The following is a 14,399-nucleotide window of genomic DNA, read 5'->3' as shown; positions in this document are numbered from 1 at the left end:
ATGACGGCCGCACGCACCTCCACCCCCGCCGACCGCCCGCGCCCGGGTCTGCGCGAACGCAAGAAGATCAAGACTCGCGAGGCGATCCGCACCGCGACGTACGAACTGATCGAGGAACAGGGGTACGACGCCACGACGATCGACCAGATCGCCGAGCGCGCCGAGGTGTCGCCGTCGACCGTCTTCCGGTACTTCCCGACCAAGGAGGACATCGTCCTCACGGACGAGTACGACCCGCTCATCATGGAGGAACTCAGGGGCCGGCCCGCCGAGGAGCCCTGGACCGAGTCCGTCCGGTACGTGATGCGGCGGGCCGTCCAGCTCGGCGTCGACGAGGACGCCACGGTGTCCCGGCTGCGGACCCGCCTGATGGTGGAGGTGCCTGCGGTGCGCTCGCGGATGATGGAGAGCATGTCGGTCACCGGCCGCATGCTCTGCCAGGCCGTCGCCGAGCGCACCGGCCGGGACCCGGACAGCCTGGAGGTACGGGTCTACGCCATGTCCCTGATCGGCGGCCTGATGGAGACCTCCCTGTACTGGGCCGAGAACGGCCACCGGGAGGACCTGGCGGACCTCATCGACCGCACGCTGGACGTCCTGGAACACGGCCTGCCCAGGGAAAGTCCCTGACCCGAGCTCCCCGGCCCGTGACATCCTGGCCAGGTGAACGGTCCCGAGATCCGCGTCGAAGTCGCCCCCGAGCTGTGCCTGTTCGTCCCGCACACCCGCCGCGACGGCGCGACCCCCCTCGCCACCGACGGCGTCTCGACCCTGGGCCATGTCGTCGAGTCCCTCGGCGTCCCGCTCACCGAGGTCGGCGCGCTGGTCGTGGACGGCCGTGAGGTGCCGGTGTCGCACGTCCCGGCGGCGGGCGAGTCCGTGGAGGTACGGGCGGTGGGGCGGCCCCAGCGGGTGCCCGGCGCGCCCCTGCGCTTTCTCCTCGACGTCCACCTCGGTACCCTCGCCCGCCGGCTGCGGCTGCTCGGCGTGGACGCGGCGTACGAGTCGACGGACATCGGCGACCCGGCGCTGGCCGCGCGCTCGGCCGCCGAGAAGCGGGTCATGCTCAGCCGCGACCGCGGACTGCTGCGCCGTCGCGAGCTGTGGGCGGGCGCCTATGTCTACAGCACCCGCCCCGAGGACCAACTCCGCGACGTCCTCGGCCGCTTCGCCCCCGAACTGCGCCCCTGGACGCGCTGCACCGCGTGCAACGGCCTGCTCACGGAGGCCACCAAGGATCAGGTGGCCGACCGGCTCAAGGGCGGGACGCAGCGGTCGTACGACGTCTTCGCCCAGTGCTCGCAGTGCGAGCGGGTGTACTGGAAGGGCGCGCACCACGAGCAGCTGGAAGCTGTCGTGGCACGCGCCCTGGCGGAGCACTCGGAACGCGGCTAACGCCTTCTCACATCACGCTTTCCGCAGGCCGTTCCGTCCCGGTCGCGGTCCAGGCCGAGCGGGTCGTCCTCGCCGTTGACCTTCAGCCGGCCGTAGTGGTTCTGCTTGAGCCAGCCGCACCGCGCGGCCGCCGTCTTCTTCACCTGCGGCGGGAAGACCGTCGGCACGCAGACGTTGACCGAGCCGTAGTGCCGGTCGCAGCCCGCGAGGGTGGGGCTGACCTTCTGCGAGGCACGCTTCTTGCCGGGCCCGGTGACCTTGCCCTCCAGGGAGTCGGCGAAGGAGTGGACGTGCGCGGAGGCGGCCGAGGCGCTGAGCGCGGCCGGACCCTGCAGGTGCACCCACTTCGCCACCGACGGCACGCCATTTGCGTCGACCGCGAAGAGCATGTACCAGCCGGGCGGGGCCAGGTTGGGATTGCTCGTCACGTTCAGGTCGACGTTGTTGCCGTCCACCGAGAGCGGGAGGTCGACGAACCGCTGGTTGGGGTCGGAGGAGTGGGTGACCGCGGCCGGGCGGATCAGCTCCGCCTTGGCGATGGGGCGGTCCACCGTGATCCGCTGGGTGTCGCCGTACTTCCACTCCTGGTTGATCACCGAGGTGATCGTCGGGCGAGAGCCCTTGTACAGGTAGGGCGGCGTGTAGATCGACACGTTGTGGTTCCAGCTGCCGTTGCCCGGGTTGTCACCGGTGGCCATCACCCGGCCGTCGGGGAGCAGGAACGCGGAGGAGTGGTAGCCCCGGGCCTCGGGGTCGGCGGCCACCGGGTCGAAGGTGTTGCCGTCCGGGTCGTAGAGCGACGACTCGTAGACCGGGTTGGCCCGGTTGTGCAGGCCGCCGCCCGTCTCCAGCACCTTGCCGTCGGGCAGCAGCACCGCGGAGACGTACATCTTGCCCTGGGCGCCGGTCTCGGGGACCTTGCCGTTGCCGAGGTCGACCGTGCCCTGCGGGAGGAGCGGGCCCGCGGTGTAGGCCGGGTTGGCCTGCTTGAGGTCGATGAGGTCGGTCAGCCGGTTGCCGTCCGGGTTGGAGTCGATGTTGCCGCCGCCGAGCGTGAGGACCCGCTGGTCCTGCGCCGGTGGCAGCAGCACGCTCGCCGACTGGTCGCGCTCGTCCTTCTTCTGCAGGCCCGGGACCTGCGTGACCGTGTTGGCGTTGTAGTCGTAGACCGCCGACCCGGTGCCCGGGATGTTGTTGCCGAAGACATGGCTGCCCGAGTAGAAGAGGCGGCCGTCCTGCATCAGGATCATCGACGGGTACAGACCCCAGAACGACCAGGTCTGGTTGACCTTCCACAGCGGCTGCCACTGCTGGTCCTTGTCCGACCAGTACTCGGCGGTGACCGAACCGGAGGAGTCCTCGCGCAGGCCGCCGAAGGAGATCACGTCACCGTTGCCCAGCTCGGTCGCCGAGGGGTACCAGTGGCCGTCGTTCAGGTCGTTGGTCTTGCTGTACGTCTCGGTCTTCGGGTCGAAGACGTACGAGTCCTTGAAGCCCTCGTAGCCGTGCCCGCCCGGGACCGGGTACGCCTTGTTGCCGCTCATGACGAGCACGCGCCCGTCCTGCAACTGGATGTGCCCCGCGCAGAACATGTCCTTCGGCGTGGGGACGACCTTGTACGTGCCGGTGGCCGGGTTGTACACCGCGCTGGTGAACGTGCCCGCGTTGAAGTTCTCCTCGCTGTTGCCGGAGCCGGCGATCAGCAGCACCTTGCCGTTGTTGAGGACGACGGAGTGCATGGAGCGGACCGGGTTCTGCGTCGGCTGCACCGACCAACTGCCGTTGGCGCACTGATCGTTGGTGCCGGTGCACTGGGGCGGCGGGAGCGTGTCGGGGACCTGCTCCATGGAGTAGTCGTCGGTGGTCGCCGAGCCCGTGCCGTACACCGACACGCCCCAGGTGATGCGGTCGGTGCCGGCCGGGACCTCGGGGGTGCGGACCGTGGCCTGCGTGTAGGCCGAGGCCATGTCCAGCGTCTTGAGGTCGGTCCAGTACTGCCAGCCCGCCGTCGTGTCGTGCCGGAAGAGCGTGACGGCGGTGTCGGGGGTCGTGGACTTGTACCAGAGCGAGAGGTCGTACTGCTTGCCCGCCGTGACCGTCGGCGCGCACTCGGTGGACTCGGTGATCAGCGCCTTGCGGTCGCCGTCGACGCGGCGGGTGAGCGTGACCTTCATGGCCTTGGAGCCGGAGTGGGCGTCGGCGACGGTGGCGAAGCTGAAGTCGTTGTCGCCCCAGCCGGACTTCTCCCAGCAGTAGGGCATGCCGTCGGTGCCGGCCGTCTCGAAGCCGGCGTTCTTGACGAGATTGGCGGCCTCGGCGGACTGGGGCGAGGTGAGGAGGAGTCCGGCGGTCAGGGCCCCGACCCCGGCCAGCGCGGTCCGTCTGCGGTGTTTGTTCACACGGCTCTCCTTGCGGTATTGCGCGCCCCGCGGCGCGGGAGATAGACCAGCGCTTCGGTCCCGACGAAGCGCAGGACGAACGTCGTCACCAGCGCGAGCGCGGTGGCGGGCAGCGCCCCCATCCCGAACCGATCGACGAGCAGCGCGATCAGCGGGATGCGCAGCACCAGGTCGGCGTTGGCGAGCAGTGCGAACCGGCCGACGCGGTCCCACCACCGGCGGTGCGCGCGCCGCTCGCGGAACAACAGGTGCTCGATGAGCACGAAGTTCCAGGCGACGCCGAGCTGGTTGGCGAGGATCTCGGCGGGGACGTAGTGCATCCCGAGGACGGTCAGCGCCCACAGACCGACCAGGTTCGGCACGAACCCGGTGGCGCCGATCAGCCCGAAGGCGACCATGCGCGCGACCGGCGAGGCGGTGCGCAGGCCGACCAGGTGGCGCAGGAACCGGAAGCCCTCCTGCGCGGTGGACTTGGACTCGCCCGCGAACCGGTCCTGGAAGACGAACGGCACCTCGGCGACCGCGCGCGGCCGGCTCCGTACGGCGAGCTCAAGGAGGATCTTGTAGCCCAGCGGCTTGAGCACCTCCGCCGTGACCGCGCTGCGCCGGATGGCGAAGAAGCCGCTCATCGGGTCGCTGATGCCGTGCAGTCTGCGCGGGAAGAGGGACTTGGTCAGCCAGGTCGCCCCGCGTGAGACGGCGACGCGGTAGCTGCCCGCGAGCCCGGCCCGGCTGCCGCCCTTGATGTACCGGGAGGCGACGACGAGTCCGGCGCTCGTCCGCTCGCCGGTGGCGACCAGCTCCGGTACCAGGGACGGCGGATGCTGGCAGTCGCCGTCCATCACGACGATCCACTGCGAGGTGGCGGCCTTGAGCCCCTCGACGACCGCCCCGCCGAGTCCGCCGACCGCCTCCTCGCGGTGCAGCACCGTCACCGGGAACGGGCAGTCCTGCGCGGCCTGGCGGATGACCTCGGGGGTGTCGTCGGTGGAGTCGTCCACGAAGACGACCTCGCAGGGCAGCCGGGCGGGCACCGACTCGGTGATCTGGTGCAGCAGCTGCCGGATGTTCGCGGACTCGTTGAACGTCGGGACGACGATGGTGACGGCACCGGGCTCGGCGACCTCCGCCGCCTGTACGGCCGGATCGCCCAGCTCACCGGGGACGGTGTACTCGTGGCTGCTCATCGCTCGCCTCCCACGGCTGCCGTGCGGATCTTCCGGATCTCGATGCGGTCGGGTCCGGTGCCGAAGGTGGCGACCGGGGTGGAGTGCTGGATCGCGGCCTTGACGTTGGGCAGGTCGCGGGCGTCCCGCCGGACGGTCGGCGAGGCGACCACGTAGTCGATGTCCTGCCAGCCGTGCGGCATGGTCTTCGTCACGGCCGGGTCGAGGTCGGCCTTGTAGAACCAGATGGCGCCGAGTCCGGGCCGGTAGCCCTGGTGCACCAGGTCCAGCCAGAGGGCGTCGTCGACGAGGACCCGGGTGTCCTTCGGGTCCTCGACCTCGCTGCCGAGCCACGCCGAGGCCTGCCGGTAGGGCTTGTTGGCGTCCGCGGTGACGGCGGTGCGGTCACCGTCGTACCAGTGCGGTACGACGTAGGCGCCGGCGGAGACGGCGAGGACGGCGGCGAGCGTGTACCGGCCCGCGGTGACATACCGGTTCTCGTTCTCGGACCGCCGTCTGCGCAGCACGGCGTGGGCGACGGAGGCGGTGCCCCCGGCGAGCACCAGCGCGAGGAAGGGCAGGGCACCGATGACGTACATGGCGGGCAGATAGCCGTTCGGCCGCATCGCCACCAGAGCCAGGATCGCCACGGTCAGGGCCGGTCCGGCGAGGGCGCGGGCGGTGATCGACCAGCGCCAGGTGACCAGCAGCAGCAACGCCCCGGCCAGACCGCCGAGGGGCAGGACGCGGTCGTAGTACAGCCAGGAGTGCAGCACGCCGTACGAGCCGGACGACGTGTCGAGGATGAAGCCCGAACCCGGCCTGGACATCTGGTACTTGATGCCGTCCCAGAGCGACACGTGCCCGCTGCCCGGCAGCAGCTCGCCCTTGAGCAGGGCGAACAGCGGGTACGAGAAGCCGGCCAGGGCGCAGGCGGTGACGGCTCCGGTGAGCGCGAACTTGCGGGTGTCGCGGTGGCTGTGGCGCCACATGGTGAGCAGCAGGGCGGGCAGGACGACGAGCATCGTCTCCTTGGTGAGCACGCCCGCGGCGGCGGCCAGGCCCGCGCCGAAGTGGTGCCAGAGGTGACGGCTGGGCGAGGCGGCGAGGCAGAACGCCAGCAGCAGCCACATCACGGCGATGTTGTCGAGGAAGATCTCGCGCTGGAGCACGACGGCCAGCGGCGAGAGCCCGAAGAGCGCCATGCCGAGCCCGGCGGCCCAGCGGGGCAGGGACAGCCGGCGGCCGAGGACGTAGACGAGGACCGCGCTGATGCCGCTGATCACGAGCATCGCGACGCGCATGCTGCCGACGGTCATCGCGCCGGGACTGACCGCGGACGGGATCCAGGTGAGCAGCGCTATCTGGATCCAGCCGAGCGGTGGGTGGTCGTACCAGTAGGTGTAGTGGGCCAGGCCCTTGCCCTGCTGCACGGCCCAGGCCTGGGCGAGGTAGGTGCCCTCGTCGTCGCTGAGGGTCGGGTAGTCGGCGATGTTCCAGCCCTGGACGACGAGGATCGCCACCAGGAGCAGACCGCACAGGAGCAGGTCGGAACGGGAGGAGCGGAGCCGGGCCGGCGGCGTTGTTCGACCGGTCGAACGCTCCATGGGTACAGGTCGGCGCTGCGCGGGGACCTTCGGAGTGGTCACCGCGGGAAGGGTGGAGGTCACGCAGGAACGTCCTCTCGGATCGTCTCGGCCGCGGTGAGGTGCGCGCCGACGTGGGTGGTCAACTCCCAGTCGTTACGGCCGCGCTGCTCACGCCATACGGCGCGGATCGCGGCCCCTGCGAGCAGGACCTGGTAGAACGGGCCGCCCACGACGAGCTTCACGTAGTGGACGAGGCGGACACGGAGTCCGTACTGCTTGCCGAAGTCGTGCAGCCCGACCACCTCGAAGACGAAGGTGACGGCGGCGGTGACCAGCGGCAGGAAGGTCAGGAAGGCGACCCCGACGGGGACGTCCAGGAAGAGCGCCACGGCGGCGTTGAGCGGGATGACGACTCCGGAGAAGGCCTGCAGGAACGGCGTCATCAGGGTGTAGCGGGCGAGCAACCGCTGCCCGAAGCCCGGGAGTTGCTTCCAGTCCTTCTTCCGGTAGACCTGCAGGAAGCCCTGGTTCCAGCGGGTGCGCTGCTTGAGCAGCGACATCAGCGAGCCGGGGGTCTCCTCGCGGGTGACCATGTCGGAGTCGTAGGCGACGACGACCTTCTTGCCGACGCTGGACAGGCGGACCCCCAGGTCGCAGTCCTCGGCGAGGCAGTTGGGGTCCCAGCCGTCCGCTTTCCTGAGCACGTCCGTGCGGACGAAGACGGTGTTGCCGCCGAGCGGGATGAACCCCTTCTGCGCGTGCAGGTGGAGCCGGGAGCGGAACCAGAAGAAGTACTCCAGGCAGTTGCGCAGGCTGTACCAGCTGGAGTGGAAGTTGATGAGCTGCACGCCGCCCTGGACGACGTCCGCGCCGGTGGTGCGGAAGGCGTGGTCGACGTGGGCGAGGAGCTCCGGGTGGACCTGGTCCTCGGCGTCGAAGACCCCGACGACGTCGCCGCGGCAGTGCGGCAGCGCCGTGTTCATGGCCTTCGGCTTGTTCTTCTTCTCGTGGGTGTCGACGACGACCCGGACCCGCGGGTCGCGTGCGGCTGCCCGCTCGGCCACCGCCGTGGTCTCGGGGTCGTCGTGCCCCACGATCACGATGATCTCGAAGTCGGTGTGTGTGGACTCCAGCAGCCGCTGGATGGTGTGGTCGAGCACGGCCTGTTCGTGGCGCGCCGGCAGCAACAGCGAGAACGAGACATGTTCGTCCCCGTCCGGTCTGCTGAACCGGGTGGAGGCGAGCACCTCGGGCGTGCGCCACGCGTGCATCTGCCACCACAAAGTGAAGGCAGCCATCCAGAACAGAGCCAGTGAAACGGCAGCGATGAAGACGGACGTCAGCACAAAAGATCCCCCCAGATCCCAAATCCCCCGGCGCGACATGGCACCCCACCTGTCGCGTCAGGGAGAGATTATGAGTGATCTGTGAAGCCCGCACACCTTTTCAGTGAAGAGCGTGTTTCACCACAATGCGCGTCCTCGATGAGTAATTCGAACGCTAGTAACGTTTAAGGCAGTTGGTTCGATGCCCTTTCAGCTGTTCAACGCGGCGCGCAGGCGCTCCGGGTCGGTCGTCGGGGCGTCGCAGGCGAAGTTTCGGCAGACGTACGCGGCCGGCTCGCCGTCGATTAGCGGCCGGTCGGCGAGGAGGGGGAATTCGTCGCTTCCCGGCACTCCGAACGCGACCACCGCGCCGGGTGCGGTACCCAGAAGTGCCGTACGGAGCAAGGTTTTTGAGGACTCGTCACCGAACTCCGGTACCACGACGGCGACTTCGCGGGGGCCGTCGAGCAGGGCCTCGGCGACGGCGAGCCCCCAGCCGATGAACCGCGGCACGCGCGGTCCGAGCGCCTTGACGACGCCAAGAGCCTTTTCGGCCGCGTTGCGATGGGGTGCGGAGCCGGTGTGGGCGGCGTAGCCCAGCAGGGCGCCCGCGGCGGCGGTCCAGCCGGAGGGGGTGGCATTGTCGGTGGGGTCCTGCGGGCGGCGGATGAGCCGTTCGGCGTCGGCGGCGGTGTCGTAGAGGGCGCCGCTGTCGGGGTCGGCGAAGCGGGCGAGCACATGACCGAGGAGCAGCCCGGCGAACTCCAGCCAGACGCCCTCGCCGGTCACGGAGGCGAGCGCGAGGAAGCCCTCGGCGACGTCGGCGTAGTCCTCCAGCACACCGGAGTTGGCGCCGACCCGGCCGTCCTTGCTGGTGCGGGCCAGCTGTGCGTGCTCGTCCAGGTGCAGTCGTACGAGGAGATCGGCGGCGCCGACCGCGGCCTCCACCAGGTCGGGGCGGTCGAAGTAGGCGCCGGTCTCGGCCAGCGCGGCGATGGCGAGCCCGTTCCAGGCGGCGACGATCTTGTCGTCGCGGCCCGGGGCGGGGCGCTCCTGTCGCGCGCGCAGCAGCCGTTCCCGGACGGACGCGACCTTCTCGGCGTCGAACACGCCCTCGTCCTGCGGGAGTTGGAGGACGGACTGGCCGTTCTCGAAAGTGCCCTCCGCCGTCACCCCGAAGTGCTGGGCGGCGAGTTCGGCGTCGTCGTCGAGGACCTCGGCGAGCTGTTCGGGCGTCCACGCGTAGTACGCGCCCTCGACGTGCCGTCCAGTACCGTCGTCGCTGTCGGCGTCCAGCGCGGAGGCGAACCCGCCCTCGGCGGTGCGCAGTTCGCGGACCATGAAGTCGGCGGTCTCCAGGGCGACGCGGCGGGCGAGCTCGGAGCCGGTGGAGCGCCACAGGTGGGCGTAGACACGGCAGAGCAGGGCGTTGTCGTAGAGCATCTTCTCGAAGTGCGGCACCACCCAGTCGCGGTCGACGGAGTAGCGGGCGAAGCCGCCGCCGAGCTGGTCGTAGATGCCACCGCGGGCCATGCGCTCGCAGGTGTCCCGGGCCATCTGGAGGGCACCCTCGGCGCCGGTGCGGGCATGGTGCCGCAGCAGGAACTCGATCACCATGGACGGCGGGAACTTCGGCGCCCCGCCGAAGCCGCCGCGCTGCGGGTCGTACTCGCGGGTGAGTCCGAGCAGGGCCTGGGCGAGCTCCTGTTCGCCGGGGAGTTGCTCGGTCCCGTAGTCGAGCTCCCGCCCGGCCAGATCGCGCACGATCTTCCCCGCGACCTCGGTCACTTCCTCGCGCCGCTCGCTCCAGGCCTGCCGCACGCCCTCCAGCACCTGCCGGAAGGCAGGCATCCCGTGCCGCGGTGCGGGCGGGAAGTAGGTGCCGAAGTAGAAGGGCTCGGCGTCCGGGGTGAGGAACACGGTCATGGGCCAGCCGCCCTGACCGGTGGCCGCCTGGACGGCCTCCATGTACACGGCGTCGACGTCGGGGCGTTCCTCGCGGTCGACCTTGACGCTGACGAAGTGTTCGTTGAGGAAGTCGGCGGTGACCTGGTCCTCGAAGGACTCGTGGGCCATCACGTGGCACCAGTGGCAGCTGCTGTATCCGACGCTCAGCAGAACGGGCTTGTTCGCCTTGCGGGCCTCGTCGAAGGCCTCGGCCGACCAGGGCCACCAGTCGACGGGGTTGTCGGCGTGCTGGAGAAGGTACGGGGACGTCTCATGGGCCAGTCGGTTCACCGTTCCACTCTCCCACGGCCTCGGGGGCGGCGTAGAAGCGCAGACTCATGTGGCGCGCCCCCTCCGGGGCGTCCTGCGGGGCGTGGCCGTACCGGTCGAGCAGGGCCTGGTAGGCGCGTACGAACTCGTGCAGGTCGTCCTTGGTCATCCAGGTGCCGGTGCGCTGCACCTGGGCCCAGCCCTCGGGGCCCCGGTACTGCTGGTGGGCGTGGCGGAACAGCCTGGTGTCCACCTCGATCTTGAGCAGGGCGAAGTGTTCCGCGGCCGCGTACTCCTCGGGGGCCATCGTGGCCGGGTCGGGCGCCGTGTGACTGAAGGGCAGGGAGCGCCACCAGCGCTCGCGGCCCCCGGACTTCTCCGGGATCTCCTCGATGAGCCGCTGCTCGGCGAGTTTGCGCAGGTGGTAGCTGGTGGTGCCGGAGCTTTCGCCGAGTTCGCGAGCGAGCACGGTGGAGTTCGCCTCGCCGTGCCGGCCGAGGTAGTCGAGGATCCGCCGGCGCAGCGGGTTGCCGAGGGACTTGTAGAGGGCGGTGCGCTCGGCGCTGGTCAGCTCGCTCATGCCGCCAACGGTATCCCGCCGTTCTCCTACCCCAGAGGGATTTCTGCAGAATTTTATTTGCAGAGCTTTCTCTGCGGTCTACCGTGGAGGCATGCGAACGAACTGGACTCTGATCCTGCTCGGCGCCGCTGCAGTATTACTCGTGCCGTGGATGGTCCTGCTCGGCCTGACCCTTCCGGCGAACGCGGAGGTCCGGCACTGGTCCCTGGCCTGGATAGGCCTGGACGTGCTGATGGCCACGGGCTGCGCCACCACGGCTCTGCTCGGCCTGCGCAGGGACTCCCGGTCCCGGCTGACGGCCTCCGCGACCGCCTCGGTCGCGGTGCTCGACGCCTGGTTCGACCTCACCACGGCGGCATCGGGCTCGGCCTTGCTGCAGGCCGCGGGCTGCGCGGTCGCGGAGGCCGCGCTCGCCGGGCTCTGCGTGTTCCTGGCCCTTCGTGATCGTCGCCCCTCTCGCGTCGGCGCCTCCCCCGAAGGACACTCATAGGCAAAGGAGTTGTCGCAGGAGGGGGACGGGACATGCGGGACGGCCATCAGGCGGAGGCCGAGCGGCTGGTGGTGCGGGCCGTCGAGGAGGAGGTACGGCGCTCGGGCGGGCGCGTGGACGGCCAGGTGCTGCTGGCCCGCGCGCGCGGCGCGCTGGACGCCATGGCACAGACGGCGGCCGAGGAGTACGCGGCCTACACCCGCGCCCTCGACGAGACGGAGGCCGGCCGGCTCACCTTCGCCCAGCGGTATGCGCGCGAGGGCGCCGGAACTCCCCTGCTGGTGGCGGCGGTCGCGGCGGTCGCCTCCGCCGTCGCCGACCTCTGCCTGGGCACCGGCACGGGCACGGCGCTCGGCGCGGGCGCGGCCGTCGGCGTCGTCGCCGCGACCGCCACGGTCGTCAAGGTGGCCGGTTCCCATCTGCCCGCCGCCCATCACCGCGCCGGCGCGGCCGGACAGCCGGGCGGCCCCGAGCAGTTGCGCCTGCAGTGGCTGACGGCGCTGGAGGTGCGCGGCATCCGCCCCTTCCTCGACCAGCAGCGGGTGCTCAGCGCCTCCACCGGCCCGCAGAAGACCGGGCCCCGGCTGCGCGGCGCCGACAAGAGCGCGGCGGCCCGCCGGCGCACGGTGCTGGAGCAGTCGTTCGCCCAACTCCCTCGGCCCGACGGATCGTTCGCGGGACGCAGGCAGGAGCTGGCGCGGATCCGGCAGTGGGCGCAGGCCGCCCGCGCGACCACGCAGACGCGGCCCACGGTGGTCGTCCTGCACGGCGCGCCCGGCTCCGGCCGCACCACCCTCGCCCTCCATGCCGCACACGACCTCAAGGACCACTTCCGCGCCGCGGTCGTCGTCGACCTGCGCGGCGGCAGCCGCGAGGAGCCGCCGCTGACCACCCGGGACGCGCTGCTGCACCTGCTCAACCGGTTCGGCGCGCCCCGCGAACAGCTCCTGTTCCGCGAACGCTCCTCCCCCGACCAGCAGGTCAAGCGCCTGAGCGAGCTGTACCACCAGCATCTGACGGGCCTTCCGGTGACGATCGTGCTGGACGACGCCCACGACCCCGAGCAGATCCGCGCGCTGGTCCCCGAGCGCTCCGACAGCCTGGTCCTGGTCACCGCCCGGGACGCGCTCGACCTGCCGGCGGACCTCCCGGCCTGGGTGCACCACCTCCCGGTCGAGGCCCTGGACGCGGCGGGCGCGGAGGAACTGCTGGGCGCGGCCGCCGAGGACGTGTCGGGACCGTACGACGCCGAATCGGCCGACCGGGTGCGGGAGTTGTGCGACGGGCTGCCGCTGGCGCTGCGCGTCGCGGGCTCCTCGCTCGGCCCGCGCTCACCGCGCACCCTGGCCACGGACCTGGCCGCGTACGGCCCGATGGACCCGGTCGAGCGCGTCCTCCGGCTGCGCTACTCCGACCAGCCGGAACCGGCGCGCCGGCTGCTCCGGCGGATCGCCCTCGTCGGCCGGGCCTCGCTCGGCACGGCGGCGGCCGCGGCCGTCCTCGCCACGGACGAGGCGGAGGCGAGCCGCCACCTGACGGCCCTCGCGCGGGCCGGCCTGATCGACCACGTCCGCGGCAGCCGCTACCGGCTGCACGACCTGGTCCGCGCCTTCGCCCAGGCCCGGCTCCTGGACGAGGAGGAGCCCGCCGAGCGCACGGCGGCGCAGGAGCGCCTGATCGTGAACTACGCCGAGCTGGCCGACTCCGTGCTCCGCCTGGTGGACGGCAACATGTCGACCCGCTCGGACCGCTTCGGCCCGCACGGCTTCACCTCCCTGGACGAGGCGCTGCGCTGGCTGGACGACGAGTCCAGCTTCATCACGGCGGCCCTGCGCCACGCGGAGGGCGTCGACCAGGCGGCCGTACTGAACCTGCTGGGCGCGCTGTGCGACTACTGCCTGCTGCGCGGCGACCTCTACCGCCTGGGTGAGATCAGCGAGCTGGCACAGGCGGTCGACCAGGGCCTGCTGGTCCGTTCCGTGCAGTGGCGCACCGGTATCGCGGCCCGCCAGCTGGGCGAGCTGGACAAGGCCCGTACCACCCTGACCTCGGTGGTCGACCTCTATCTGGAGGCGCACCACGACGCCGGCGCCGCGCGCGCCCTGTGCTCCCTCGGCATCACGCTGCACCACCAGGGCAACCTCACGGAGGCGGCGGCGAAGCTCCAGGAGGCCCTGGACCTGCAGCAGGCGCCCGAGCTGGCGACGGACCGCGCCTGGACGATGCACGCGCTGGCCGCAGTCCAGCGCGACCGCGCCCGCCTGCCCGAGGCCCTGGACCTGCTCACCCACTCCCTCGTCCTGCACCGCGAGGGCGGCTCCGTGCACGGCGAGGCCTGGGCGCACTACCAGCTGGGCCAGCTGGCGCTGCGGATGGGGGACGTACCGCGCGCGGACACGGAGCTGCGGGCCGCCCTCGAACGGTACGGCCGTACCCGTGACGCCCGCGGCGAGGCCTGGGCGCTGACTCAGCTGGCCCGGGCCCGGCTGGTGGCGGGCGACCCGTCACCGGCGGTGGACGGGCTGCGGCAGGCGGCCGGCCTGCACCGGGACAACGAGGACGCGCGGGGCGAGGCCTGGTCGCTCTACTACCTCGGCCAGGCCCTGGAGGAAACCGGCAACCTGGATCTGTCGGTCCGCGAGCTGGAACGATCCCGCACGATGTTCTCCCGGATGCGCGACGTGTACGGCCTGGCCTGCGCCCGGCACCACTCGGCCCGCGTCACCCGGGACCTGCGCGCGGCCCAGACCGGCTCGCTGCGCAACTCCGGTTTCGCCCGGCAACTGCTCGTCGACGCCCGTGCCGACTTCCAGCGCATGGGCGTCGCCCACGGCGAGGCCTGGACCTGCCTGGAGCTGGCCGTCGTGGACGCGGGCAACACCCGGACCGGGCAGGCGCTCGCCCTGTGCGACGAGGCCATCGCCCTGTTCACCTCGTACGGCGACCTGCGCGGCGCCGACTGGGCCCGCTTCCTGCGCTGCACCCTGCTGCCGTACGCCGCGCCCGGCGGCGTCGAGATCGGCACCGCCGTCGCCCAGGAGGAACTGGCGCAGCTGACCCGCGACGCCCACCCGGCCCGCGACGAGAAGCTGAACGAGTACGCCGGGGCGTTCCAACTGCTGCTGGAACGCGGGGTGAACCTGGAATCTGGCTGGCAGGCGTGGCGGCTGGGCATGGTGCCGGACCGGCACGCCCGCGAGGTGATGGGAGTCCCGGTGCCGGCCAGGCAGTGATCCCG

10 protein-coding genes are annotated in these 14,399 nt (G+C 71.3%); 4 read left to right on the top strand and 6 right to left on the bottom strand.

Annotated elements, in window-relative coordinates; translation table 11 throughout:
• Both ACWGKT_RS27480 and ACWGKT_RS27475 read left to right on the top strand, forming a co-directional pair.
• A complete protein-coding gene (locus ACWGKT_RS27480) occupies positions 1-630 on the top strand; it encodes a TetR/AcrR family transcriptional regulator (protein WP_453275812.1) in 630 nt (209 codons plus the stop codon).
• A gap of 33 nt (positions 631-663) precedes the next feature.
• Complete coding sequence (locus tag ACWGKT_RS27475; RefSeq protein ID WP_453275811.1) at positions 664-1,395, top strand: Mut7-C RNAse domain-containing protein; 732 nt, start codon at positions 664-666, stop codon at positions 1,393-1,395.
• Here ACWGKT_RS27475 and ACWGKT_RS27470 read toward each other — a convergent pair.
• The 6 genes from ACWGKT_RS27470 to ACWGKT_RS27445 form a co-directional block, all read right to left on the bottom strand.
• A complete protein-coding gene (locus ACWGKT_RS27470) occupies positions 1,392-3,794 on the bottom strand; it encodes a galactose oxidase-like domain-containing protein (protein ID WP_453275810.1) in 2,403 nt (800 codons plus the stop codon). The genes ACWGKT_RS27475 and ACWGKT_RS27470 overlap by 4 nt on opposite strands.
• Positions 3,791-4,981 carry a glycosyltransferase gene (locus ACWGKT_RS27465; RefSeq protein WP_453275809.1) on the bottom strand — a complete coding sequence of 397 codons (1,191 nt, stop codon included), beginning with the start codon at positions 4,979-4,981 and terminating at the stop codon, positions 3,791-3,793. The genes ACWGKT_RS27470 and ACWGKT_RS27465 overlap by 4 nt, the downstream gene beginning before the upstream one ends.
• Complete coding sequence (locus tag ACWGKT_RS27460; protein ID WP_453275808.1) at positions 4,978-6,630, bottom strand: ArnT family glycosyltransferase; 1,653 nt, start codon at positions 6,628-6,630, stop codon at positions 4,978-4,980. Before ACWGKT_RS27460 ends, ACWGKT_RS27465 begins: the two co-directional genes overlap by 4 nt.
• Complete coding sequence (locus ACWGKT_RS27455; RefSeq protein ID WP_453275807.1) at positions 6,627-7,895, bottom strand: glycosyltransferase; 1,269 nt, start codon at positions 7,893-7,895, stop codon at positions 6,627-6,629. Before ACWGKT_RS27455 ends, ACWGKT_RS27460 begins: the two co-directional genes overlap by 4 nt.
• 189 nt (positions 7,896-8,084) lie before the next feature.
• Positions 8,085-10,112: a thioredoxin domain-containing protein gene (locus ACWGKT_RS27450; RefSeq protein WP_356143325.1), complete on the bottom strand. Its 2,028-nt coding sequence runs from the start codon at positions 10,110-10,112 to the stop codon at positions 8,085-8,087.
• The gene (locus tag ACWGKT_RS27445) at positions 10,093-10,671 is read right to left on the bottom strand and encodes an ArsR/SmtB family transcription factor (protein WP_453275806.1); all 579 of its coding nucleotides are present in this window, start codon (positions 10,669-10,671) and stop codon (positions 10,093-10,095) included. The genes ACWGKT_RS27450 and ACWGKT_RS27445 overlap by 20 nt, the downstream gene beginning before the upstream one ends.
• Before the next feature lie 91 nt (positions 10,672-10,762).
• Between ACWGKT_RS27445 and ACWGKT_RS27440 the strand changes: the two genes are divergently transcribed.
• Both ACWGKT_RS27440 and ACWGKT_RS27435 read left to right on the top strand, forming a co-directional pair.
• Entirely contained in the window at positions 10,763-11,161 is a 399-nt protein-coding gene (locus ACWGKT_RS27440; protein WP_453275805.1) for a hypothetical protein, read from the top strand.
• A 32-nt stretch (positions 11,162-11,193) separates the two neighbouring features.
• Positions 11,194-14,394 (top strand): tetratricopeptide repeat protein, encoded by a 3,201-nt coding sequence (locus tag ACWGKT_RS27435; protein ID WP_453275804.1) that lies wholly within the window; start codon positions 11,194-11,196, stop codon positions 14,392-14,394.
• Positions 14,395-14,399: the final 5 nt, after the last annotated feature.

It is taken from the genome of Streptomyces sp. NPDC054794 (genome assembly GCF_053611585.1).
Note: the sequence above shows the minus strand (reverse complement) of the source record. Positions and strands in the feature narration are given on the sequence as shown.